Source organism: Mycoplasmopsis pullorum (genome assembly GCF_001900245.1).
GTDB lineage: Bacteria > Bacillota_I > Bacilli_A > Mycoplasmatales > Metamycoplasmataceae > Mycoplasmopsis > Mycoplasmopsis pullorum.
The window spans coordinates 494649-518360 of the sequence record NZ_CP017813.1 but is presented as its reverse complement, the minus strand read 5'-3'; the positions used below and the strand labels follow the sequence as shown (position 1 = coordinate 518360).

The following is a 23712-nucleotide window of genomic DNA, read 5'->3' as shown; positions in this document are numbered from 1 at the left end:
TTGTACTCCGTAGAAAGGAGGTAATCCATCCCCACGTTCTCGTAGGGATACCTTGTTACGACTTCACCCCAGTCACCAGTCCTGCCTTAGGCAGTTGTCTCCGTGGTTAACAAAACCGACTTCGGGCATTACCAGCTCCCATGGTGTGACGGGCGGTGTGTACAAGACCCGAGAACGTATTCACCGTAGCGTAGCTGATCTACGATTACTAGCGATTCCGACTTCATGTAGTCGAGTTGCAGACTACAATCCGAACTGAGAACGGTTTTTTGAGATTTGCTCCACATCGCTGTCTTGCTTCTCTTTGTACCGTCCATTGTAGCACGTGTGTTGCCCCGCTCGTAAGAGGCATGATGATTTGACGTCGTCCCCACCTTCCTCCCAATTACTCGGGCAGTCTCCTTAGATCATCTAACTAAGGACAAGGGTTGCGCTCGTTGCAGGACTTAACCGAACATCTCACGACACGAGCTGACGACAACCATGCACCATCTGTCATTCCGTTAGCCTCCACTATATCTCTATAGCTTTGCGGAAGATGTCAAGAGCGGGTAAGGTTCTACGCGTATCTTCAAATTAAACCACATGCTCCACCGCTTGTGCGGATCCCCGTCAATTCCTTTAAGTTTCACTCTTGCGAGCATACTACTCAGGCGGATGATTTAATGCGTTAGCTGCGCCGATGAGTTCCCCATCAGCTAATCATCATCGTTTACGGCGTGGACTACCAGGGTATCTAATCCTGTTTGCTCCCCACGCTTTCGTCTCTCAGTGTCAGTGTATGTCCAGTAAGCTGCCTTCGCCAAGTTGGTGTTCTTCCTTATATCTACGCATTTCACCGCTTCACAAGGAATTCCGCTTACCTCTACATAACTCTAGTTTGCCAGTATCCAATGCAATTTGGGGTTGAGCCCCAAGTTTTCACACCAGACTTAACAAACAACCTACAGACGCTTTACGCCCAATAATTCCGGATAACGCTTGCAACCTATGTATTACCGCGGCTGCTGGCACATAGTTAGCCGTTGCTTTCTGACAAGGTACCGTCAAGATCATAGCATTTCCTCTATGATTTTTTCTTCCCTTATAACAGCAGTTTACAACCCGAAGGCCGTCATCCTGCACGCTGTGTCGCTCCATCAGACTTTCGTCCATTGTGGAAAATTCCCTACTGCTGCCTCCCGTAGGAGTCTGGGCCGTATCTCAGTCCCAGTGTGGCGGATCAGTCTCTCAACCCCGCTAAACATCATCGCCTTGGTGAGCCTTTACCTCACCAACAAGCTAATGTTACGCACCCCGATCCTCTAGCGAAGCAAACGCTTCTTTTATATATTAATCATGCGATTAACATAAGTATCCGGTATTAGCGACCATTTCTAGTCGTTATCCCAAACTAAAGGGTACGTTAAGTACGTGTTACTCACCCATTCGCCGCTAAGTTCCGAAGAACTCCGCTCGACATGCATGTATTAGGCACACAGCCAGCGTTCATCCTGAGCCAGGATCAAACTCTCGAAAAAATTGACTGTCATGTTTTGTATATCTAGTTTTCAAAGAACAATTTTGCATCACCTAAAGCGGTTTGCTTAAATATGATAACACAAAGAAAAAAAACACAAAATATTTTTTTGAAAAAAAAAAAAAAAAAAATAATTAATTAATTTTCGTTTGTGTCTAGAAAATTAATTAATTTAATTTTTCTTTCTTTTTTGTTTTTTGATAACTCTAAAATTACACCATTAAATTGACATAAATTAGGACTTACTGTAAATTTAGATTTGCCATCAAAACGCATTTTCTCGTAAACTTCTTGAAAATTTGCTCCGATTGCTGAATTTGTTGGTCCTGTCATTCCTGCATCAGTTACATATAAAGTACCATTTGGTAAAATTCTTGCATCATTAGTTTGTACATGAGTATGTGTACCGCATATTGCATCAACTTTTCCATCTGCATAAAGTGAGAACACTGATTTCTCACTTGTTGTTTCTCCATGAAAATCAATAAAATGGTAATCAGTTTTTATAGATTCACTAATTAAATTATCAAAACAATCAAAAAAGTTATTTGCATAATCTTCATTTCATGGTTCGTTTAATCTGTTAAAAGCAATTCCCATTAAAGAAGTGACTCTTAATTTGATGCCTTTTACATCAAAAACGTAAGTACCGTGCCCAGCATAAGAGTTAGAAATATTCAAAGGTCTAATAATATTATTGTTGTTAATAATATTTAAAATTTCTTTTTGTGCTCAAACATGATTACCTAAAGTAAAAGCATCAACTCCTGCTGACATTAAGATTTCATAATCTTTAGGAACAAAACCCTTTCTACCCGAAACGTTTTCTGCTTGAGCGATTACAAAATCAATTTTATTGTTCTCTTTAATTTTAGGTAAATACTTTTGGACAATTTTTATCCCAGGATCACCAAATACATCTCCTATAAATAAAATTGTTAAATTCTCAGTTTTTATTGTTGACATATAAAACCTCGATTCTACTAATTTTCAACAATATTATTATAAGATTATAAAGTATTAAGTTAAATTTTAAAATGAAGTTAAAAATTCTTTTTCTATTTCTTTAAATATTTCTTGGTTTTCATTTAAATAATCTTTTAGTGATTTTCGTCCTTGTGCTAATTTTTGATCTTTATATGAATATCAACTTCCTCTTTTTTCGATAATATTCAAATCCACACATAAATCGATTAATTCACCTAATGAATCAATTCCTTTTGAATAAATAATTTCAGATTCTGCTATTTGATAAGGTGCACTTAATTTATTTTTTACTACTTTAAATTTAATTTCATTACCAATTAAATCTTTTCCTTCTGAAATATTTGTTCCTTTACGAACTTCTAACCTAATTGATGAATAAAATTTAAGTGCTCTACCACCACTAGTAGTTTCAGGGTTTCCAAAAACCACACCGACTTTTTCACGAATTTGATTAATAAAAATAACTGTTGTTTTGTTTTTGTTTAAACTAGCTGTGATTTTTCTAAGTGCTTTGGACATAAGTCTTGCTTGAGTACCAATTTGTTGGTCTCGCATGTCACCGTTTAATTCTGACTCAGGGACTAAAGCAGCTACAGAGTCAACTACAATTAAATCAATATTTCCATTTTTGGCTAAAATGTCAACAATCTCTAAAGCTTGTTCTCCAGAATCTGGTTGACTGATAATTAAATCATTAACATTTACACCTATATTTGAAGCATATGTTCGATCAATCGAGTGCTCAGCGTCGATAAAAGCGGCTATCCCACCTTGTTTTTGTATTTCGGCAATAGCATGTAAAGAAATAGTAGTTTTTCCAGAACTTTCAGGACCGTAAATTTCAATAATACGCCCTTTTGGAAATCCGTTAATACCTAAAATTTTATTAAGTTTGTAACTACCAGACGAAAATGTTTCAACTACTGTGTCATCATTTTCACCTAAAAGCATTACGGATTCTCTTCCGAACTTTTTCTCTATTTCTTTTAAAGCTTCGCTTATTAATTGTTTTTTTTCATTCGTTGTTATATTTTCCATAATTTTTCTCCTCATTATTAATAAGCGAAAAAAATCAAAAAATAAAAAAATAAGCTCAAAAAGCTTATTTACGAAGATTTAATTCTGATAAACATTTGTTGTATTCTTCAATACTTGAATTTTTTAAGTGTTGTAAAAGAACACGACGTTTAGCGATTTTAGCCATGAAACCACGACGTGAGTGGTTATCTTTTGGATTTGCTAAAAAGTGAGGTTTTAAGTTTTCAATATCTTCTGTTAAAATAGCGATTTGAACAAAAGTACTTCCTGTATCTTTAGCATTTTTTCCATATTTTTTAACTAATTCTGCTTTTTTGTTTTTTGAAACCATAATTCTCCTTTACGTGAATATGTTTTACCCAAGTTTATAAAAACAATATAAACCTAGAATAAAATTAATTGCAGTTTGCTAGCAAATTATACACTATTAGTCAGAAATTTTAAACAGATCTAAAAAATATTCTTTAATAGTTTTTAGATCATTATCTTTGATATTATATTGTCCATTATGTAACAAATTAAATCTTCCCCGAACTTGAATTATTACTTCTTTTATACTTTCATCTAATTTAAAATCAAGCAATTGAATTTTTTGACATTCATTATTAATTAAAATAACACCATAGTACAAAAAATCTTCAACTAGAATCTCGATTGGATAAATTCCATTTGGTAATTTCACTAAATTATCGATATAAGACCATTCATTATTTTCTAATAACTTAACTGTAAAACTATAATCGCGGTAAAGTAAAGAGTTTAAAAAAACAACATCTCCTTGTTCAACTAATTCTTTTAATTTACTCGTACTTATTTTGACGTTTTTATATTTAAAAAAAGGTACAACTTCACAAAAAGCATTAGGTAAGTATTCATTAATTTGACTTAGTGATTTTTGAGCATTTTTTCCAAATTTAAAATCTGGTCCACTCACAAAAATAAAATTACTAAATGTCCCAGTAAGTTTGGTAATAAAATCTTGTGGACTTAAATTCTTAACTTCTTCAAAAACTAATTTAATTCCATTATCAATTGGAAGTGTACTTAGAATTCGTTCTTTATTTTTTTCGTCAGTAAAAATTTTTTCACTTTTAAATTTACTACTGTTATCAAAAAAAACTAATACCAACTCAAATTCCGGCTTTTCTTTTTTTAGTTCTAGACCTTTTTTGATTAGTTGATAATGACCTAAATGAAATGATTCAAAAGCACCTAAAATAAAAATTTTTTTATCTTTAGGAACTCAACTATCCAAATCATAGATAAGAAATGGTTTTGTCATTAAATTAATTTTAATTCCTTAAGTTTTAAATATGCACCTGCATATTCACAATCAATCGCAATATCCTTGGACACACTTTTGATTCTTGGATTTGCTCTTTGCATTGCTATTCCAAAAAATGAATCTCTTAACATTTCATAATCATTTGAAGAATCACCAAAAGAGATTAAATTATTAAAAGTCAGATTTTGTGTTTTTAATAAATATTCTAATGCCGAACTTTTGTTAACATTCTTAGGGCTTAAAAATAAACCATGACTTCAGCTAGAATTTATTTCAAAATTTCAATTATTTTCTTTAATTTTTTGATTTATTATTTCTGAAACTTCATGTGGTTTATTTGTACTTATTGTCACTAATATAATTTCATCATTTGGAACTATATTAAAATCTAGCGGTTGATAATTTTGAATATTAGGTCTAATAAATCAAGTGTCTAAATTAGCATCTTGACTATAGTAACATTTATCTGCTGCAGTAATTAAAAAAGCATCATATAAATGTTTAGTTTCTTCATAAAGTGCAATCAATTCTGTTTTACTGATTACTTTTTTATTAACATATTTTTGATTATCAACATCAAAAATAAACGCTCCATTTGCCCCAATGAAAAAATCTGGTTTTAATTGTGTAAGGAAAGTGTTAATTGTTGAAAATTCACGAGCTGTTGCCAAAACAGTTAAAATCTCTTGTTCTCTTAATTCATCAAACATTTGAACTACACGATGGTCAAACACAGTTTTACCATTAGGTAAGATTGTCCCATCAATATCAAAAGCGATCATTTTAATTTGTTTTTTTAAATTATTCATAAACACTTAACCTCTTTAAAAACATTTTTTTTACTTTACCGACGTAATTATTCACCTCTAAAATTCCTGCTACTTCATTTTTAGAATTTATTAGTAAATATATCCCATCTGGTTCATTAATTATAATATTTCTACCATCTTTTAAAAATAAATAATCTTTTTTTGAAAATGAGTAAGTTGGCAGTTTAAAGAGTTGACTGTACTCTATTTTTTTATAATCGTCCCCACCTAAAAGATTCGAACTTAACTCTCCTATTTCACATCTGTCTAGCTCTAACATTGTCCCTAAGGAATTGCACATTAGTCCCAAATCATGAACTAAAGTTCGAATATAAGTGCCCTCACTAACTTGAAAATAAATTTTAAATTTTTGTGTCTCTTGGTTAAAATGCAAAAGCTGATAGTCAAAAACTTTAATTTTTTGTTTTTTCATTTCGACATGAATATTCTGTCTTGCTAAATCATAAGCTTTTTTTCCGTTGATTTTTTTAGCAGAAAAAACCGGAGGATATTGAAAATCAATTCGACTTAATTTTAATAATTGTTGATTTAATGTTTCTAAATCTACTACAGAATCCACTTGATTTGTAACGTTACCAGTGCTATCGTATGAATCAGTTGAATACCCAAATTGTCCCTCAACAATGTATCCTTTAATTTTATTATCAATATATTGAATTAATTTTGTATCTTCATCACTAGCTACCAACAACAAACCTGTTGCTAAAGGATCAAGTGTTCCAGTGTGTCCAATTTTCTTAATTCCGTGTTCTTTAGCAAACTGCCTAATAGCACTAAAAGATGAAATATCTTTATTTTTTTTGATTAAATAAAACATTCTGTCTCTTTTCAAAGGTTAGAAAAAAACCACATCTAAAATGTGGTTTTTACATTATTAATTATTATAAGCTCACAAATATCGATTAAACTAACTCAATAATTGCCATTGTTGTGTTATCACCTTGACGTGAAGGTAATTTAATAATTCTTGTGTATCCACCATTTCTGTTTGCGTATTTAGGTGCGATTTCATTAAATAAGTGTGTTAAAACATCAACGTTTTTTTCTGTTTTGATTGGACGTAAATATGCAGCAACAAGACGACGGTTTGCTAAAGTAGGATTTTTAGCTTTTTGAATCATTCTTTCTGCATGTCTACGCATTTCTTTTGCTCTGGTTAAAGTTGTTGTAATTCTTCCATTAACGTATAATTCGCTCACTAATGAACGCATTACTCCGTTTCTTCATTTTGTATCACGTGAATAGATTTGTTTTGGATTTGCCATATATTATTCGTCTCCTTTTTTAAGTGAATAACCATAATCAGATATTTTTTTAACGATTTCTTCTAAAGATTTTTTACCAAGGTTTTTTGTTTGTTCTAATTGATCATAAGTCATATTAGCAATTTCAGAAACCTTGACTTTTCCGATTCTTCTTAAAGCATTTAATGAACGAACAGAAAGGTTTAATTGAGTAATATCCATATCTTGTTCTACTGGTTCATCTTGCACTTCTTCTTCAGCGAAAACATCTAATTTCATTTCATCGACATTTCCAATAAATTTAAAGTGTGCTACTAAAATTTCACATGCTTGTGATAAAGCTTTTTCAGGTTTTACTGTACCGTCTGTTAAAATGTTGAAAGTTAATCTTTCTTCAACTTTTAAACTCGAAGAGTTTAATTCATCAATTTTATAAGATACTCTTTCAATTGGTGAAAAATTCGAATCAACAGCAATGAATTTACCTTTTTTGATTTTCGTTTGTAATTCGCTTTCGTATTTATTTACTAATGCTTTATTTTCTTCACTTGACATGAATCCACGTCCTGGACGTAAATACATTTCAAATTTTAATGAATTAGCATGAGTTACATCAGCAATATGAATATTATGGTCAATAATTTCGATATTTGGATTGTCAACAACTTGTAAATATCTTGATGTAATTTGACCAACTTCGTCTGCTTTTAATTCTACTTTGATAATTTCATCATCTTCAATAACTTCAGGATCGTAACTAAAACGAACATTTCTTAAATTCATAATTAAGGTTGGAACGTCTTCGACAACCCCTGGAATTCCTTGGAATTCATGATTTACACCTTCAATTCTAATACAGAAAGGTGCTAAAGATGTAATACTTGAAATTAATACTCTTCTTAAGGCGACAGCTAATGTGTTACCAAATCCTCTTTCAAGAGGTTCTAAAGTGAAATTTGTTTCAAAATCGTTTACTTTATTGAATGTAGGAATTTTTATATAATCCAGTTTTTTCATTTTTTCCATAAATGCCTACTTTCTCTGATTATTTATTTTTTTCACGTTTTAAAATACGTTTTGGTGGTCTTGTACCGTTGTGAGGAACTGGTGTAACATCCTTAATTTCTGTTACTGTGATACCTGAAACTTCGATTTGTTTTCTTGCAGCATCTTTACCTGCTCCAAGACCTTTTAATTCAACTTTAACTGTTTTAATACCGTGTTCTTTAGCAGCTTCAGCAGCTGCAGCTGCAGCTAAACCAGCAGCATATGGAGTTTTTTTCTTTGTCCCTTTGTAACCAATTGCACCAGCTGATGATCAAGCAATAACATTACCATTTTCATCTGCGAAGGTAACAATTGTATTTTGGTTAGTAGAGTGGATGTGTGCTACACCACTTGTAATATTTTTTTTCTTACTTTTACGAGCCATTATTATTTACCTTTCTTTCCAGCAACTGTTTTTCTAGGACCTTTACGTGTACGAGCATTCTTTTGAGTTGATTGTCCACGTACAGGTAATCCTTTACGGTGTCTAATTCCACGGTAACATTTAATTTCCATTAAACGTTTGATGTTTAAGTTAACTTCTCTACGTAAGTCACCTTCTGTTGTATAAATTTTTGCAGCTTCACGAATTCTTGATAATTCTTCTTCGCTTAAAGTTTTAACACGAGCATCTTCACTAATTTTAGCGTCAGCACAAATTTTCTTTGCTAAAGTAGGTCCGATACCGTAAATGTATGTTAATGACACAACAACACGTTTGTCATTAGGAATTTCAACGTTTAAAATTCTAGCCATTCTCTTCTCCTATCCTTGTCTTTGTTTGTGTTTAGGTAATAAACAAATTACACGAATAACACCTTTACGTTTGATAATTTTACAGTCTTTACACATCTTTTTAACACTAGCTCTAACTTTCATCTTTTCTCCTTAACCAATATTACTTATGTCTATAGGTAATTCTTCCTTGAGATAAATCGTATGGACTAATCTCAACTTCAACAGAATCACCAGGTAAAATACGTATATGATTTACACGCATTTTTCCAGAAATGTGAGCTCTAATAAGCATACCGTTTTCCAATTCCACTTCATATAAGTCAGCAGAATGAGCAACTTTTACAACGGCAGTCATTTTAATTGCATCTTTTGCCAAATTTAGATTCCTTTCGTTAATACAACACCTTTTCCGTTTTTAATTAATACGGTGTGTTCGTAGTGCGAAGTACGTGAACCGTCTTTTGAAATGACTGTTCAGCCGTCTTTTAAAATTTTAATTTTTGGTACTTGAGTTATCATTGGTTCAATGCAAATTACCATACCATCTCTTAAAAGTGGTCCTGTCCCTTTTCGACCTGAATTAGGTATATTAGGATCTTCATGTAATTCTAAACCGATTCCGTGTCCACAAAATTCACTAGGTGTATATAAATTTTGACTTTTGATATATGTCCCAATTGCATAGGAAATGTCCCCAACACGAGCACCCGGTTTAATCGCTCTTAAACCAACATTAAATGCTTCAATAGCAACATCGATCAATCTTTGATCTTCTTTACTAATCTTACCAACACCTTTGGTAAAAGCACTATCACTTTTGTAACCTTTGTAGTCACACCCCAAATCAACGCTGACAATGTCACCTTCTTTTAAGACGTAATTACTAGGAATACCATGGATCAATTCTTCATTTACAGATATACATGCTGTAGCCGGAAAGTCATATAACCCTAAAAAAGCAGGTTTTGCTCCCCGTGCAATTATTTCTTTAAAAGCTAATTGATCAATATCTTTTAAAGAAACACCTGGTCTTACAAAGTCATAAATTATTTGCTTAACTTCTGCCAAGATTTGACAACTTTTTGTAATTTTTTCAATTGCATCTTTGCTTTTAATTCTTATCATAATAACCCTTATTAATAGAAAAAAATACATTTACAATGCAAATGTATTTTAATTTTATATTATTTTATTAAAAATAAAATTTTTTCTGCAATTTTTTCTGGTGTTTCAGTAGCATCGACTTGAATTAAACGTTGAGACTCTTTATAGTAGTTTAAAAGTGGTTCAGTTTGTGTTTTATATACTTCAAATCTCTTGATTATCGCTTCTGGTTGATCGTCTTTTCTTTGGATTAATTCACCGTCACAATTGTCACATTTGTTCTCAACTGAACTAGGTTTAAATTTGATGTGGAATCCAGTACCACAAATAGAACAAGTTCTACGTCCACTTAATCTTTCTAAAATAACTTCTTGCGGTGCAAATAATTCAACAACAACAAATTTATCATCTTGTGAAATTGAATCTAAGAATTCAGCTTGTTTGATTGTTCTTGGATATCCATCAAGAATCATTTTTTTGTTTTGTTCTCTTAAATCATTAATTTTATTTTTTACAATTTGATTTGTAATTTCATCTGGTACGTAATTTCCACCTTGGACTAATTCTTTAACTTTTTGTCCTAATTCAGAATTTTTGTTAATTTCTTCACGGAAAATACTTCCGGTAGAAACGTGAACCATTTGAGTTTTTTCTGAAACTATAGCTGCAGCTGTCCCTTTACCAACACCAGGAGGTCCCATAAAAATAATGTTGTTTTTTACTATCATAATAATCCATTCTTTCTGTTATTTTTATTTTTAACAAAATTTGCTCTTGTTATTCGTTTTGCTTTAGCTAATTTTGTGGTCTTATTTCTTGCCTTTAATTGTCCCCAAGTTTCTAATGAAACACTAACTAAAATCATTAATCCTGTCCCACCAAAAGCAGTCTGAGGGGTTAAAATATTGAAAATAATTTGTAACGGTTGCATAATAACCAATAACACTAAGTAGAATGCACTAAAAATACTTAATCTAAATACTATTCCGATTAAATAATCTTGTGTTTCTTCCCCAGGTCTGACACCAGGAATAAAGGTTGAACTCTTAGCAAAATCTTCTGCTATTTTATCAACACGAGATTGTTGAATCCCCATCAATAATGAAAATACAAAAGTTATTGTAACTAACAAGATCAGTCCCAGCGGGCTTGTGAATTGTAAGTTTTCTCTAATTCATTGTCTTGAGAAGTTATCTGCTGGTAAAATATTCGCTATCATAGTCGGAAATGATAAAACCATCATCGCAAAAATAATAGGCATAATACCACCAGGATTTAATTTAATTGGTAGCTTTCCCATCTCTTTGATATTACGAGAACGTCCTGAACCAACTTGTTGAATTGGTATATGTCTTTCAGCGTTGTAAACAATAGAAATTATTAAGACAACAAATAAAAATACTAAAACATAGAATGCAAAGTTAATTGTCCCAATTGCGGTACTTTGCGAATCTGAATTACCTGCTAATTCGATATACGCACCTCTAAATTGTGCAGGTAATCTCATTGCAATACCGACAAAAATAATTAAACTTGTCCCATTACCAATCCCTTTATTTGTAATTTGCTCTGAAAGAAATAAAGCAAATAATGAGGCTGCGGTCAGAATAATCGGAATGTAAAAATAGGTAATTTGACCTATTGAAATTAAATCAGTACCTGTTATAGTAATGAAACTATTTTGTAATGATTTAGTTAAGAAAATTGCTTGCGGATAGGCAATTACAACAGTAATAATTCTTGTAATAATATTAATCTTACGTCTGCCCTGTGGACCGCTTTGACTTAATTTATAAACAGGTGGAAACAATCTAGATTGCAACACCATCATAATTAAAGAGGAGTTAATAAATGGACTGATACCTAAAGCAAAAATTGAAAACTGTGAAAGTCCTCCACCTCCAACTAAGTTTAAAGTATCAAAAAAAGCATTGTTACTTAGAGAACTTCCGGTATTTAACTTAATAAATGGACTAGTAATAGTGGTACCAATCACATAAATAGTTAATAAGACAATTGTATAAAGAAATTTTTTGGTAATGTCTTTATTTGTCCAAAAATCCGAAAATTTATTTTTTAGATTGAGAAATATTCAGCTCAACCTTGTTATTAAATTATTCAATATTTTCATTACTCTCCTATTTAGCAATGTTAATTATATAAAAATTTTGAATAAAAAAGAATAAAAGCTACCAATACAGTAGCTAATAGAGTATCATTCAATGGTCTTGTTTGAATTTATTTAGTTCTTTATATCAGTTAAATCCTTTTTCGTGTGATTTATTTGTTAAAAATGTACGTGGATTAAAGTAAAAATTGCACGGTCTATGTTCAAATGCTTTTTTGTGTTTTCTATAGCTTAAATGAACATTTTCACAAAAACATTTTGGACATGATGATATAAAGGAACTAGCATATTTGTATAAATCTATTTCTAAATCATTGATGAATTTTTCTCTAACGCAAAATGGTTGGTTATAAAATAAGTTTTCTGCGTTGTTTAATTTGTATTCAATTTGTTCTTCAATTATTTTTGTCATATTTTCTCCTCATATATATAATGTTGAAAAACTGCAAAAATAAAAAAAATAATAGGTTTTTTACCTATTATTTGGATATTATAATTCGTTTACTGAACCACCAGCTTGTTCAACAGCATTTTTTGCTGATTCACTAGCTTTGTGTACAACTACTGTTAATTTTTTAGTTAGAGTTCCATTACCTAATAATTTAATAGGTAAAGTTCTTTTAATTAATCCTTTTTCAAATAATGATTCAATGTTTACTTCATCACCATTGTTGTATTTTGCTTCTAAGTCCTTTAAGTTAATAACTTGAAATTCAACGTGGTTAACATTTTTGAATCCACGTTTTCCGATTCTACGGAATCAAGGAGTTTGACCCCCTTCGAATCCTAATCTGTGTCCTTTACGTTTGTTTTGTCCAGATTGTCCCTTACCAGCTTGTTTCCCTTTTCCGGCTGCGTGTCCACGTCCTTTACGGTGTTTTTCTGGTCTTGAACCTTCAGTGTATTTTAATTCATGTAATTTCATACTAAATTAAATCCTTTACATCTTTATCTCTAATTTGAGCAATTTGTTCTGGTGTACGTAAAACTTTTAATGCTTCCACAGTAGCTTTAACGATATTAACTTTTGAACGTGATCCGTAAGTTTTAGTTACGATATCTGTATACCCTGCTAATTCAACAACAGCACGAACTGTTCCTGAAGCGATAAGCCCTTTACCTTTAGGAGCAGGTTTTAACATAACTTTAGAAGCTAAGAATTTAGCGTTTGTTTCATGTGGTACTGTTCCATTGTAAAGAGGTACGTTTACTAAGTTGTTTTGTGCGTCTTTAACAGCTTTTTTAATTGCATCTGGAACTTCATTCGCTTTTCCGTGTCCGTATCCAACCAATCCTTTTCCATTTCCGACAACAACAAAGGCTGAGAAACTAAATCTTCTTCCACCTTTAACAACTTTAGTAACACGAGCAATATCAACTACTTTTTCGTTGAATTCGCTACGAACTTCTTCTCTTTTTGGACGACGAGATTCTTTTCTAACTGGACGTTTTGCACCTTCTGTACGTGATTTTTTATCTGATTTTTCAGAAGGTTTACGAGTAACTACTTTTGTAGAATTTTCTTTGTTTTCTACATTAACATTTTTTTGGTTTTCCATTAGAATTTAACTCCCTTTTCTCTTACAGCTTCCGCAAAAGCTTTAACACGTCCATGGTAAATGTACCCTCCACGATCAAATACAACTTCTTTGATACCTAATGCGTTAATTTTATCTCCCATTAGTGCACCTAATTTTGAAGCTGCAGCCACATTTCCACCGTATTCAGCATCTTTTAATGTTGAAACGCTAGCTAATGTAACTCCTTTTGAATCATCGATTAATTGAGCATATAAATTTTGGTGTGATTTAAAAACGTTTAAACGAGGTTTAACAGCTGTCCCTGAAATGTGTTGACGTAGACGAACATGCTTAATTTTTCTTGCTTGATTTCTAGATAATTTAGCCATATTTTATTCTCCTTCAAACAACTATTTAGAAGCTGTTTTCCCTTCTTTACGTCTAATGTATTCACCTTTATATGCAATTCCTTTTCCAGAATATGGATTAGGTTTTCTAATAGCTCTAACTTGTGATGCAAATTGACCAACACTTTGTTTGTCAATTCCACTAACTGAAACTTCAGTAGGTTTAGATACAACAACTTGTACATCAGAAGGAATGTTTAATGTAACTTCGTGTGAGTAACCAGCACTAATTACTAATTGACTTCCTTTTAATACCGCTTTGTAACCAACCCCTTTAATTTCAAGATCTTTTTTGAACCCTTCACTTACACCTTTAAGCATGTTTGCGATGTGAGCGTTAGTTGTTCCGTGTAGTTGTTTTGTATGTTTTTCTTCGTTTGCACGAACTGTTGTAACTTGATTATCTTCTACTTTAACTGTAATTTTTGGACTGAAAACTCTTTCTAATGTTCCTAATTTACCTTTTACAGTAACTTTAGTACCATCAACTGTAATAGTTGTTCCGGCAGGAATTGTTAAAACACGATTTCCAACACGAGACATATCAACTACCTATCAAATGTAGGCAACAACTTCACCACCTACATTTTCCTTTCTAGCTTGTTTTTCAGTCATAATTCCTTTAGATGTAGAGATAATTGCGGTTCCGTATCCTGATAATACTTTCGGTAATTCATCAGCTTTTACGTAAACTCTTAATCCAGGTTTTGAAACACGTTTAATACCAACGATTGCTGATTGTGTTCCTTTGTATTTTAATGTAACAAGTAATGATTTTTTAACACCTTCACCTTCAACTGAAAATGAAGTAATGTATCCTTCTTCTAAAATTAGTTCAAGAATTTTGGCTTTTTTATTTGAGTAAGGAATTGAAACAGTTTTGTGTTTTCTTTGATTTGCGTTTTTAATACGCACAATCATATCTGAAATTGGATCTGTAATAAACATTATCAACTCGCTTTCTTCATACCTGGAATCTTACCTTCATGAGCAAGATTTCTAAAACAAATACGACATACTTTGTATTTTCTTAAAACTGCGTGTGGACGTCCACATAATTCACAACGTGTGTAAGCACGAGTAGAGAATTTTGGATGACGTTTCGCTTTTTCAATTAATGCTTTTCTAGCCATTATTTATCTCCTTTTTTCTCAAATGGCATACCAATTAATTCTAATAAACTTTTAGCTTCTTCATTTGTATTTGCACTTGTTACGATTAGGACGTCAAGTCCTTTAATACGACGAATTTTGTCAAATTCGATTTCTGGGAAAATGATTTCTTCTTTAACACCTAAAGCATAGTTCCCTCTTCCATCGAAAGCTTTAGGATTTGCACCACGGAAATCACGAATACGTGGCATTGCAACATTGATTAATTTTTCTAAGAAATCTCACATTCTTTCTCTACGAAGAGTAACTTTACCCCCCATAGGCATTCCTTCACGTAATTTTCATGAAGCGTTTGATTTTTTAGCAACAGTTTGATATGGTTTTTGTGATGAAATTTGAGTTAATTCGTTTAATACTTCTTCGATTGCTTTTGAGTTTGAAACTTCTTTACCAGCTGTCATGTTAAGTACAACTTTTTCAATTCTTGGAACTTGCATTACTGATGAATAATTATATTTTTCTTTTAAAGCTGGAACAGCTTTTTCTAAATAAACTTGTTTTAAATTCATATTAGATTTCCTTTTGAGTCTTTCTTGCAACTCTTACTTTTTTACCATCTTTTACTAAGTATCCAATTTTTGAGAATTGAGCTGGAGCATTTTTTCCTGCTTTTTTAACTAAAATCGCAATATTTGAAACATGAATTGGAGCTTCTTTAGTTGAGATAGAACCTTCTGTATTTTGTTGTGATGGTTTGTTGTGTTTTGTCACCATGTTTAAATCTTTAATAATAACTGTTTGTTTTTTGTGATCTACAGATTCGATACGTCCTGTTTTCCCTTTTTCACGACCAGCAATAACGATTACTTCATCGTTTTTCTTAAATTTGATTTTGTTCATATAATTTTCCTCTTATTATAAAACTTCAGGTGCTAGTGAAACGATTTTTGGGAATTTTTCACGAATTTCACGAGCAACAGGTCCGAATACACGTGTTCCACGTGGTGATAGATCTTCTTTTAAAATAACAACAGCATTATCATCAAAACGAATGTATGATCCATTTTGACGTTGAATTCCATAACGACTTCTTACAACAACAGCTTTAACAACTTGACCTTCTTTAACCATACCGTTAGGGATAGCTTTTTTAACTGAACACACAATAATATCACCGATTTTTGCTACTTTTTTCTTACTTCCACCTAAAATACGGATAACACCGATTTCTTTAGCACCAGAGTTATCAGCTACGTTTGCTTTTGATAATTCAATTAGCATTATTTAGCTCCTTCGATTGCACGTTCTTTAATAGAAACTAATCTAAAGTGTTTTGTTTTAGATAATTTACGTGTTTCCATAATAACAACAATATCGTTTAATTTAGCTTCATGGTTTTCGTCATGTACAGCGAAACGTTTTGTTGATTTAAAACGTTTTGAGTATAGGGGGTGTTTTTTGTAAGTATCAACAGCAACAATAATAGTTTTTGGAGTTTTACCGGCTGAAACTACTGTCCCAACACGAGTTTTTCTTTGATTTCTTTCCATATTATTTTGCTCCTTTTTCATTTAAAGCAGTTAAAACTTTAGCAATATCTTTTCTGATTAATTTAATTTTGTGTGTTTGGTCTAATGAACCAGTTGCGTTTTTGAATCTTAAGGTTCATAATTCAGCTTTAAGGTCATTCACTAATTTTTGAAGTTCTTCTGTGCTTTTTTCTTTAATGTCTTTGTATAACATTAGTTTTCTCCTTCTTGTTCTTTCTTAACAATTTTTCATGTAACAGGAAGTTTGTGACCACCTAAACGTAAAGCGTCACGTGCGATTTCTTCTTTAACTCCACTAACTTCAAACATCATTGTGTTAACTTTAACAGCTGTATATCATTTGTCAGGAGAACCTTTACCAGATCCCATACGTAATCCAATAGGTTTAGAAGTTTTTGCAAAGTGAGGGAAGATACGGATAATAACTTGTCCTTCACGTCCCATACGTCTTGTAATAGCAATACGAGCACTTTCGATTTGACGAGCATCTACTCATGCACTTGAAGTAGCTTGTAAACCAAATTCTCCAAAAGAAACTTTGTTTCCTTTGTGTGCACGACGTTTATCGTGTTTTAATAAGAAAGGTTTACGGTATTTAGTTCTTTTTGGTTGAAGCATTATTTATCTCCTTCCAAAATTTCACCTAAAGAAACTCAAACTTTAACACCAATAGCACCGTAAGTTGTACGAGCTGTAGCTGTTGCATAGTGTACGTTTTGTCTTAATGTATGTAGTTTCATTTCACCTTCTGAATATCCTTCAGTACGAGCCATGTCCACTCCATTTAAACGACCACTAACTGCTGTTTTGATTCCTTTAGCACCTGCACGTAAAGCATTTCTAATTGCCATTTTTTGTGCAATACGGAATGATTCACGGTTTTCTAATTTTGTTGCAATCATTTCTGCTAATAATTTAGCGTTTAAATCAGGATTTTTTAAGTCTACAACTTGTAGATTTAATTTAATGTGTTTGTTTTTAATGAATTTTGTTAATTTAACTGTTAGGTCTTCAATGTTTTTACCTTCTTGACCTAAAATTGCTGCTGGTTTAGCTGTGTGTAAAACAACTGTAACTTTATCTGCTTGAGTTCTCTTGATTTCTACTTTTCCGATTTGGTATTGACGTACTAACTTATCAAAGAATTTATAAATTTTAGCGTCTTCAACTAATTTGTTACCAAAATCTGCTTTATCAGCAAATCATGTTGTAACATGTGGTTTTGTTATACCGTAACGAAATCCATTTGGATTAACCTTTTGTCCCATTAGTTTCTCTCCTCTAAAGTAATTGATAAGTGTGATGTACGTTTAAAAATAGAATATGCTCTACCTTGACTTCTTGGTTGAAATCTTTTAAGAGTAGGTCCCTCATTAACTAATACTTCTTTAACAAATAATTTTGATGCATCCATACCATGATTGTTTGTAGCGTTTGCAATTGCAGAGTTTAATAATTTAACGAATAATGGAGCAGCTTTCCGGTTTATATTTTTAAGAATACCAAGTGCCAAACGAATATCTTTTCCTCTGAAAAGATCTGCTACTAAACGAGCTTTACGAGCACTTACACGTTGCATTTTAACGTGTGCTTTTGCTTGTTGTGTATTCATTATTTCTTCTTACCTTTATCTGCACCGTGTCCTGAGAATGTACGTGTAGGAGAAAATTCACCTAATTTGTGTCCTACCATATCATCTGTAACATAAACTTCGATAAATTGTTTTCCGTTGTGAACTGCAAATGTTAATCCAACAAAGCTTGGGAAGATTGTTGAACGTCTTGATCATGTTTTAATTGGTTTTTTAGGTGCTTTACCTTCAACGATTGCATCTACTTTTTTAAGTAAATGTTCGTCAGCAAATGGACCTTTTTTAAGACTACGAGCCATTATTTAGCATCCTTTCTTCTTCTTAAAATCAATTTGTTAGAAGGTTTCTTAGTTTTTCTTGTTTTAACACCAAGTGCTTTTTTACCTCAAGGTGTAAGAGGAGCTTTACGACCGATAGGTTGTTTACCTTCTCCCCCTCCATGAGGGTGGTCTACAGGGTTCATTACTGATCCACGAACTGTAGGTCTAACCCCCATGTGTCTGTTTTTACCAGCTTTTCCTAAATTAACTAATAAGTGTTCTTCATTTCCAACAACACCAATTGTTGCACGACAACGAGCTAAAATACGACGTGTTTCACCTGATTTTAGTCTAAGAACAACGTATTTACCATCGTCATCTTTACCTAAGATTTGAGCAGAAGTCCCCGCACTACGAGCGATGATTCCCCCTCCACCTGGTTGCATTTCAATATTGTGTACAAATGTACCTTCAGGAATGTGACTTAATGGTAATGCATTACCAACAATAATGTCAGCACCTTCTCCTGAGTAAACTACTTGACCTAATTTAATTCCTTTAGGTGCAAGAATGTATCTTTTTTCCCCGTCTGCATATGCTAATAAACAAATGTTTGCTGATCTATTTGGATCATATTCAATTGTTTTAACAATAGCTGGGATATTATCTTTATTACGTTTGAAGTCGATAATTCTGTAAAATCTCTTGACACGTCCACCATGGTGACGAACTGTAATTTTACCTTGGTTGTTACGACCTGCATTATTTTTTAAAATCACTAATAATGATTTTTCAGGTGCGTGTCCACTAAGGTTTTGTTTGTAATCAAGAGAAGACATATTACGACGACCGTTTGTAGTTGGCTTATAGTGTTTGATAGCCATGTCTTTCTCCTTTGCTTAAAAATAGTTGCGGTTCTGTCTTTTAAGCAACAATAATTCCGCTTAATTTTTATTTATTTTTCTATGTTATTGTATTTAATAAGTTGCGGTATATTTTATTCACCACCAACTTTTCTAGTTGTTATTTTTTTAGCAACTGGAGCTTTTGTAGCTTTAGTTGCAACTTTTTTGTTTTTAGCAGCTAATTTTTCTGCAGCTCTTTTTTCTACTGCAGCAGCTTCTTTTTTAGCAGCTTCTTTAGCTTTTTGTTTTTCTTTTAACTCTTCTGAATTAACTTCTTCTTCAGGGAAGAAATTAATTACTTGACCTTCTGCTAATTTAACAATAGCTTTTTTGTAACGGTTTGTGAATCCGTGGAAACGACCGATGTTTTTAGGTTGTTTTTCAACTTTGATTGTGTTAACTCTCTCAACTTTTACTTGGAAAATTGTTTCAACTGCGTTTTTGATTTGGAATTTGTTAGCGTTGTAAGCAACTACAAATGAATAAACATTTGATTCCATTTGTTGGTAACTTTTTTCAGTTAAAACTGGTTTTTTAATAATATCTGTTAATTGCATTATTTAAATTTTCCTTCCAAAATACTTAATGATTCTTGAGAAATAACCATAACATCAGCTAATAATAATAATTCAACAGAAAGTGAGTGTGCTTTTACTGTGTGTACGTTTGGTACGTTTGCAGCTGATTTGTAAACAATTTTATCTTCTGTAACAACTAAAACGTGTTTTAGATTTTGAATACCTTTTTCAGCTAATTTAGCAACAAATGCTTTTGTAGAAATTTTGTCTAATTTTAGATCATCAACAACAACTAATTTATCATTTGCTAATAATGTTAATGCTGATTTTAAAGCAGCGAATCTAACTTTTTTGTTAACTTTTAATGAATAATTTTTCTCTGATTGTGGACCGAATGCTCTACCACCACCAACGAAAATTGGGCTTCTTAATGAACCAGCACGAGCTTTACCTGTCCCTTTTTGTCTTCAAGGTTTTTTACCTGTCCCACTAACTTGAGCACGGTTTTTAACTTGGTGTGTACCTTGTCTTCTTGATGCTCTGTCAGATAAAACAGTGTCGAACATTGCTTGTTCATAGATTTTTTCGCTTCCAAATAATTCTTTTGGAAGGTTAGCTTCAAATTTTAATTCAACGTTTTGAGGAGCTTTTTGATTTTGTGCTTTAGCCATAATTATTTATCTCCTTCTTTCGCTTGTTCTTTTTCCTTAGCTTCAGCTTCTTCAGCAGCTTGAATTAAAGGTAAAAGTTCTGATGAGTGCATTCCTGCAACAACTTCAACATTGTATTTTTTAGCTTTTTCAACTAATTCATTCATTAAAATAACTTCTTGTACGTCAACAAGTGTAATTGCTTCGTGGTTTGGTAAACCTTTAACAGCTTGTTTAATTGTAACAAATGATTTTTTAGGTCCAGGAATTGATCCTTTAATTAAAATAAGGTTTTCATTTGGTAACACTTTAACAACTTCTAAGTTTTGAACTGTTGTTCTAACGTTTCCTAAATGTCCAGGCATTGTCATACCTTTAACAACTTTGTTACCACTAATGTCCCCTAATGAACCGGTTTGACGAACAGGTTGTGAACCTCCCCCTCCACCGTGTGATTTAGGTCCAATAGCTTGGTTGTGTCTTTTAATTGTCCCGGCAAATCCTTTACCTTTTGATGTTCCAATAACATCAACAAGTTCCCCGGCTGAAAAAATTTCAGCAGCAGTAATAACTTGTCCTAATTCGTAACCTGACATGTCACGAATTTCTTTTACGTAGCGCTTAGGTGTTGTGTTAGCTTTTTTGAAGTGACCTGTTTCGGGTTTGTTTGAACGACTTGCTTTTTTATCAAAAACAGCAAGTTGTGTAGCTACATAACCGTCTTTTTCACTTGAAAGCACTTTTGATACAACATTTGGTTGAACTTCAACAACAGTAACTGGAACAGAAATTCCAAATTCTGTATAAATTTGAGTCATTCCAATTTTACGTCCTAAGATTCCTTTCATATTTTCTCCTTAAAATTCTTAAACAGCTCTTTTTGCTGTGTATTTTTATTTAACTTTGATTAAAACTGCAACACCAGCTGGTAATTCTAATCTTTTAATTTTATCTTGTACTTCTTGGTTAGGGTTTTCGATAACAACCAATCTTTGACTTGTTCTAGATTCAAATTGTTCACGGCTTGGTTTGTTAATGTGAACAGATCTTAAAATAGTAACTTCGTCTCTTTTTGTTGGAAGAGGGATTGGTCCACTAACTTTAGCACCTGATTCTTTAGCAACTAAGTAGATTTTTTTAGCTGCTTGATCAACTAAAGCGTGATCGAAACCTTTCACTTTAATATTTAACTTGCTCATTGTTGTCTCCTTTGTTCATTATATTGAACTCAACTCCATATAAAAACTCATCATAACCTTGACAACATTGTTACAATGACAACCTTATACTTCATAGTTGTAGTTGCTTTTAAATTATATAGATAAAAATTTTTTTGCAAAATCAAAAAATGACTTTTTTATTTCTGACAACGCTTTTTGGTGTATCGTGTTTTTTAATAAAGAAAAAAAGGTAAAAATACCTTTTATTCTGCCCCAGAAATTGCTTTATCAATTCATTCTTTCAAAATTTCTTTAGGATAATATTCATATCCTTTGTTTAAAATTTTATCTTTAAAATAAATAATATGTGTTGGAACTTTTAAAATTTGTCACTTATTATCTGTTTCTCTAAATAATTTTGCTTGTTTAGCATCAATTTTGATAAATTCAATTTTTGCTTCATTTTTATATTCATTAGCAAGAGAATTAATAATCCGTGCCATCATTTTACAATCACCACATCATTCAGTTGTAAATTCTAAAAAATAAATTGTGTCTTTATTATTTTCTAATAATGATTGTACTTCTTTTCAACCCTTAACTTCCATTACTTGTCCTTTTCAATTGGTGAAATGCTTTTAAGAAAATCTTCCATACTTTGAACTTTTTTGTTTGTTGTCTTGTTTTTTGGATTTCTTAAATCTTCTTCCGCGCTGTTTTTAATTACAATTTCATCTTTATCAATTAAATTAACCTTATCACTTTCAAATCTTGGTTTTTGCTCTTTTGGTTGTTCGTAGGTTTTTAACACTGGTTTTTGGTGTCTTGATTCAATTTCATCATCATCTAAATCTTGGGGATGATACTGCGGATTAGTGTGTGATTGTGTAGCTGTGTACGATTTAATTTCAAAATCGTCCCAGTCATGTGGTTGTTCTTGATATTCTTCTTGGTACTCAATATGTTTTGCTTCAGGTTCTTGATTTAAAGGTTTTAAATCATAGTCAACATCTTCTTTGACAATTTTAACAACTGGTTCGTTTTTCGCTTTAGGGACATTATCTTCGTGTTTAAATTCCATTCTTAAAGTGTCCACAGGAATCTCTTTTTCTTTTTTATTTGAATCTAAAAACTCTTGATAATATCTTTGGAATGCAGCAAAATTAATCTTTTTTGACTCATTTAAAGCAAATAATTGTAGTTGTACAAATTTATGGTCTACAGGTCCGTTGAATTTTCTAGCTACAAAATAAATAAAATTAGTATATTTTTTGAAATTTGCGGTACTTAAAAAGTAAAAATTACGTGATTCATAGTTTTTCACAATACTTTTTAAACTACCATCTGAACCTAAAAACATTTTGATTGTATAACGAATGTCAATTAAGAATAATTTTAAAATTGCAAACAAGCTCAAACCAATTACAATTAACATAGGCAATAAACTTGATACAGATAAATAATATAAACAGTTATAGATGCTATCTAAAATAACTCCTAAGTTGTTTTGTACATTTGGTCCTTTTCCGCCGTCTTTATATAGTTCTCATCATCCGCTGTGGAACAGATTTTTTTGTGATGGACTAAATTCAAAATCACTTAATTTACTGTAATAATGGTTTAAATGAATTGACAAAGTAACAATAAAGAAAAGTAGAATCAAGAAAATATTAATTTGTTTTTTTAATGTAAAAACATTAACTTTTCTAATTCGCGAAAAGTACGAAAAAGCATGATGCGGTTTAACTAATGATAAAATGTGAAATGACATTGAAATTAAGACTAAAAAACCTATGATGATGATTGAATTACCAAATAAAATCCCAAAAGAATAACGATAGAAATAACCAATAAAACTGATATCAATATAAGTTAAAATAATAAAAAATACTAATAAGCACATTATTATTAAAAACTTAATTACTTCTCAAATAATATTTGGTTTTTTAACTAAAAAACGATCATCAGCTTCGATTTCTTCGACATATTTGAAACCTAAATTATTAAATACTCTTCGGTTTTTGATTAGTTTAAATAAACCAAAAAGACCTATTCGAAACGGATTTCTAGTTTTTTTTGTAATTTCACGATTTAATTTTACACGTTCTCAAAAATTCAT

The 23712-nt window shown here is 31.8% G+C and carries 37 protein-coding genes, 1 rRNA gene and 1 pseudogene; all 39 read right to left on the bottom strand.

Features of this window, described 5'->3' with window-relative positions; all coding sequences use genetic code 4:
* Positions 1-13: 13 nt before the first annotated feature.
* Positions 14-1520, bottom strand: a 16S ribosomal RNA gene (locus BLA55_RS01985).
* A 137-nt stretch (positions 1521-1657) separates the two neighbouring features.
* Positions 1658-2476, bottom strand: coding sequence for a TIGR00282 family metallophosphoesterase (locus tag BLA55_RS01980; protein ID WP_073372768.1), 819 nt, complete (start codon positions 2474-2476; stop codon positions 1658-1660).
* A 75-nt stretch (positions 2477-2551) separates the two neighbouring features.
* Positions 2552-3544 (bottom strand): recombinase RecA, encoded by a 993-nt coding sequence (recA, locus tag BLA55_RS01975; protein ID WP_139553180.1) that lies wholly within the window; start codon positions 3542-3544, stop codon positions 2552-2554.
* Between the two features lie 64 nt (positions 3545-3608).
* The gene (rpsO, locus tag BLA55_RS01970) at positions 3609-3875 is read right to left on the bottom strand and encodes a 30S ribosomal protein S15 (RefSeq protein ID WP_073372437.1); all 267 of its coding nucleotides are present in this window, start codon (positions 3873-3875) and stop codon (positions 3609-3611) included.
* Positions 3876-3971: 96 nt separating this feature from the next.
* Complete coding sequence (locus BLA55_RS01965) at positions 3972-4826, bottom strand: FAD synthase (RefSeq protein WP_073372436.1); 855 nt, start codon at positions 4824-4826, stop codon at positions 3972-3974.
* Positions 4826-5638, bottom strand: coding sequence for a YcsE-related riboflavin metabolism phosphatase (locus BLA55_RS01960; RefSeq protein WP_073372435.1), 813 nt, complete (start codon positions 5636-5638; stop codon positions 4826-4828). The genes BLA55_RS01965 and BLA55_RS01960 overlap by 1 nt, the downstream gene beginning before the upstream one ends.
* Positions 5631-6476, bottom strand: a complete 846-nt coding sequence (truB, locus tag BLA55_RS01955; protein WP_073372434.1) for a tRNA pseudouridine(55) synthase TruB — start codon at positions 6474-6476, stop codon at positions 5631-5633. Before truB ends, BLA55_RS01960 begins: the two co-directional genes overlap by 8 nt.
* An 85-nt stretch (positions 6477-6561) precedes the next feature.
* Positions 6562-6924, bottom strand: a complete 363-nt coding sequence (rplQ, locus tag BLA55_RS01950) for a 50S ribosomal protein L17 (protein ID WP_073372433.1) — start codon at positions 6922-6924, stop codon at positions 6562-6564.
* A gap of 3 nt (positions 6925-6927) precedes the next feature.
* Entirely contained in the window at positions 6928-7929 is a 1002-nt protein-coding gene (locus tag BLA55_RS01945) for a DNA-directed RNA polymerase subunit alpha (RefSeq protein WP_073372432.1), read from the bottom strand.
* 19 nt (positions 7930-7948) lie between these two features.
* Complete coding sequence (rpsK, locus tag BLA55_RS01940) at positions 7949-8335, bottom strand: 30S ribosomal protein S11 (protein ID WP_073372431.1); 387 nt, start codon at positions 8333-8335, stop codon at positions 7949-7951.
* Between the two features lie 2 nt (positions 8336-8337).
* On the bottom strand, positions 8338-8706 hold the full coding sequence (gene rpsM, locus BLA55_RS01935) for a 30S ribosomal protein S13 (RefSeq protein ID WP_073372430.1): 369 nt from the start codon (positions 8704-8706) through the stop codon (positions 8338-8340).
* Between the two features lie 9 nt (positions 8707-8715).
* The gene (gene rpmJ / locus BLA55_RS01930) at positions 8716-8829 is read right to left on the bottom strand and encodes a 50S ribosomal protein L36 (protein WP_073372429.1); all 114 of its coding nucleotides are present in this window, start codon (positions 8827-8829) and stop codon (positions 8716-8718) included.
* Positions 8830-8848: 19 nt separating this feature from the next.
* Complete coding sequence (gene infA, locus BLA55_RS01925; protein ID WP_247709109.1) at positions 8849-9043, bottom strand: translation initiation factor IF-1; 195 nt, start codon at positions 9041-9043, stop codon at positions 8849-8851.
* Between the two features lie 23 nt (positions 9044-9066).
* Complete coding sequence (gene map, locus BLA55_RS01920; RefSeq protein WP_073372427.1) at positions 9067-9813, bottom strand: type I methionyl aminopeptidase; 747 nt, start codon at positions 9811-9813, stop codon at positions 9067-9069.
* 59 nt (positions 9814-9872) lie between these two features.
* On the bottom strand, positions 9873-10520 hold the full coding sequence (locus BLA55_RS01915; RefSeq protein ID WP_198763815.1) for an adenylate kinase family protein: 648 nt from the start codon (positions 10518-10520) through the stop codon (positions 9873-9875).
* Positions 10514-11914 (bottom strand): preprotein translocase subunit SecY, encoded by a 1401-nt coding sequence (gene secY, locus BLA55_RS01910; protein WP_408634182.1) that lies wholly within the window; start codon positions 11912-11914, stop codon positions 10514-10516. The genes BLA55_RS01915 and secY overlap by 7 nt, the downstream gene beginning before the upstream one ends.
* An 82-nt stretch (positions 11915-11996) precedes the next feature.
* Positions 11997-12332 (bottom strand): hypothetical protein, encoded by a 336-nt coding sequence (locus BLA55_RS01905; RefSeq protein ID WP_073372425.1) that lies wholly within the window; start codon positions 12330-12332, stop codon positions 11997-11999.
* 78 nt (positions 12333-12410) lie between these two features.
* Positions 12411-12845 (bottom strand): 50S ribosomal protein L15, encoded by a 435-nt coding sequence (rplO, locus tag BLA55_RS01900; RefSeq protein ID WP_073372424.1) that lies wholly within the window; start codon positions 12843-12845, stop codon positions 12411-12413.
* Position 12846: 1 nt separating this feature from the next.
* Positions 12847-13479 (bottom strand): 30S ribosomal protein S5, encoded by a 633-nt coding sequence (gene rpsE, locus BLA55_RS01895; RefSeq protein WP_073372423.1) that lies wholly within the window; start codon positions 13477-13479, stop codon positions 12847-12849.
* The gene (gene rplR / locus BLA55_RS01890; protein ID WP_073372422.1) at positions 13479-13829 is read right to left on the bottom strand and encodes a 50S ribosomal protein L18; all 351 of its coding nucleotides are present in this window, start codon (positions 13827-13829) and stop codon (positions 13479-13481) included. Before rplR ends, rpsE begins: the two co-directional genes overlap by 1 nt.
* A 21-nt stretch (positions 13830-13850) precedes the next feature.
* A complete protein-coding gene (gene rplF / locus BLA55_RS01885; protein WP_073372421.1) occupies positions 13851-14390 on the bottom strand; it encodes a 50S ribosomal protein L6 in 540 nt (179 codons plus the stop codon).
* Positions 14391-14399: 9 nt separating this feature from the next.
* Entirely contained in the window at positions 14400-14795 is a 396-nt protein-coding gene (rpsH, locus tag BLA55_RS01880; RefSeq protein ID WP_073372420.1) for a 30S ribosomal protein S8, read from the bottom strand.
* Positions 14795-14980, bottom strand: coding sequence for a type Z 30S ribosomal protein S14 (locus BLA55_RS01875; protein WP_036463585.1), 186 nt, complete (start codon positions 14978-14980; stop codon positions 14795-14797). The genes rpsH and BLA55_RS01875 overlap by 1 nt, the downstream gene beginning before the upstream one ends.
* Positions 14980-15528, bottom strand: coding sequence for a 50S ribosomal protein L5 (rplE, locus tag BLA55_RS01870; protein ID WP_073372419.1), 549 nt, complete (start codon positions 15526-15528; stop codon positions 14980-14982). Before rplE ends, BLA55_RS01875 begins: the two co-directional genes overlap by 1 nt.
* Position 15529: 1 nt before the next feature.
* The gene (gene rplX, locus BLA55_RS01865) at positions 15530-15859 is read right to left on the bottom strand and encodes a 50S ribosomal protein L24 (protein WP_073372418.1); all 330 of its coding nucleotides are present in this window, start codon (positions 15857-15859) and stop codon (positions 15530-15532) included.
* A gap of 15 nt (positions 15860-15874) precedes the next feature.
* The gene (gene rplN, locus BLA55_RS01860) at positions 15875-16240 is read right to left on the bottom strand and encodes a 50S ribosomal protein L14 (RefSeq protein WP_073372417.1); all 366 of its coding nucleotides are present in this window, start codon (positions 16238-16240) and stop codon (positions 15875-15877) included.
* Positions 16240-16509: a 30S ribosomal protein S17 gene (gene rpsQ, locus BLA55_RS01855; protein ID WP_073372416.1), complete on the bottom strand. Its 270-nt coding sequence runs from the start codon at positions 16507-16509 to the stop codon at positions 16240-16242. The genes rplN and rpsQ overlap by 1 nt, the downstream gene beginning before the upstream one ends.
* Position 16510: 1 nt before the next feature.
* Positions 16511-16702: a 50S ribosomal protein L29 gene (gene rpmC / locus BLA55_RS01850; RefSeq protein ID WP_073372415.1), complete on the bottom strand. Its 192-nt coding sequence runs from the start codon at positions 16700-16702 to the stop codon at positions 16511-16513.
* Positions 16702-17127 carry a 50S ribosomal protein L16 gene (gene rplP, locus BLA55_RS01845; RefSeq protein WP_073372414.1) on the bottom strand — a complete coding sequence of 142 codons (426 nt, stop codon included), beginning with the start codon at positions 17125-17127 and terminating at the stop codon, positions 16702-16704. The genes rpmC and rplP overlap by 1 nt, the downstream gene beginning before the upstream one ends.
* Entirely contained in the window at positions 17127-17777 is a 651-nt protein-coding gene (rpsC, locus tag BLA55_RS01840; protein ID WP_073372413.1) for a 30S ribosomal protein S3, read from the bottom strand. The genes rplP and rpsC overlap by 1 nt, the downstream gene beginning before the upstream one ends.
* Positions 17777-18121, bottom strand: a complete 345-nt coding sequence (gene rplV / locus BLA55_RS01835; protein WP_073372412.1) for a 50S ribosomal protein L22 — start codon at positions 18119-18121, stop codon at positions 17777-17779. The genes rpsC and rplV overlap by 1 nt, the downstream gene beginning before the upstream one ends.
* Entirely contained in the window at positions 18121-18399 is a 279-nt protein-coding gene (gene rpsS / locus BLA55_RS01830) for a 30S ribosomal protein S19 (protein WP_073372411.1), read from the bottom strand. The genes rplV and rpsS overlap by 1 nt, the downstream gene beginning before the upstream one ends.
* Complete coding sequence (rplB, locus tag BLA55_RS01825; RefSeq protein ID WP_073372410.1) at positions 18399-19244, bottom strand: 50S ribosomal protein L2; 846 nt, start codon at positions 19242-19244, stop codon at positions 18399-18401. Before rplB ends, rpsS begins: the two co-directional genes overlap by 1 nt.
* A 113-nt stretch (positions 19245-19357) precedes the next feature.
* Positions 19358-19822, bottom strand: a complete 465-nt coding sequence (rplW, locus tag BLA55_RS01820) for a 50S ribosomal protein L23 (RefSeq protein WP_073372409.1) — start codon at positions 19820-19822, stop codon at positions 19358-19360.
* Positions 19822-20448: pseudogene (gene rplD, locus BLA55_RS01815) on the bottom strand (50S ribosomal protein L4); the annotation flags it as partial. The pseudogene rplD and the gene rplW, both read right to left, overlap by 1 nt.
* 8 nt (positions 20449-20456) lie before the next feature.
* Positions 20457-21281 (bottom strand): 50S ribosomal protein L3, encoded by an 825-nt coding sequence (rplC, locus tag BLA55_RS01810; protein ID WP_073372407.1) that lies wholly within the window; start codon positions 21279-21281, stop codon positions 20457-20459.
* Positions 21282-21326: 45 nt separating this feature from the next.
* Positions 21327-21632 carry a 30S ribosomal protein S10 gene (gene rpsJ, locus BLA55_RS01805; RefSeq protein WP_073372406.1) on the bottom strand — a complete coding sequence of 102 codons (306 nt, stop codon included), beginning with the start codon at positions 21630-21632 and terminating at the stop codon, positions 21327-21329.
* 224 nt (positions 21633-21856) lie between these two features.
* Complete coding sequence (locus BLA55_RS01800) at positions 21857-22201, bottom strand: thioredoxin family protein (RefSeq protein ID WP_073372405.1); 345 nt, start codon at positions 22199-22201, stop codon at positions 21857-21859.
* Positions 22201-23712: a hypothetical protein gene (locus tag BLA55_RS01795; protein ID WP_073372404.1), complete on the bottom strand. Its 1512-nt coding sequence runs from the start codon at positions 23710-23712 to the stop codon at positions 22201-22203. The genes BLA55_RS01800 and BLA55_RS01795 overlap by 1 nt, the downstream gene beginning before the upstream one ends.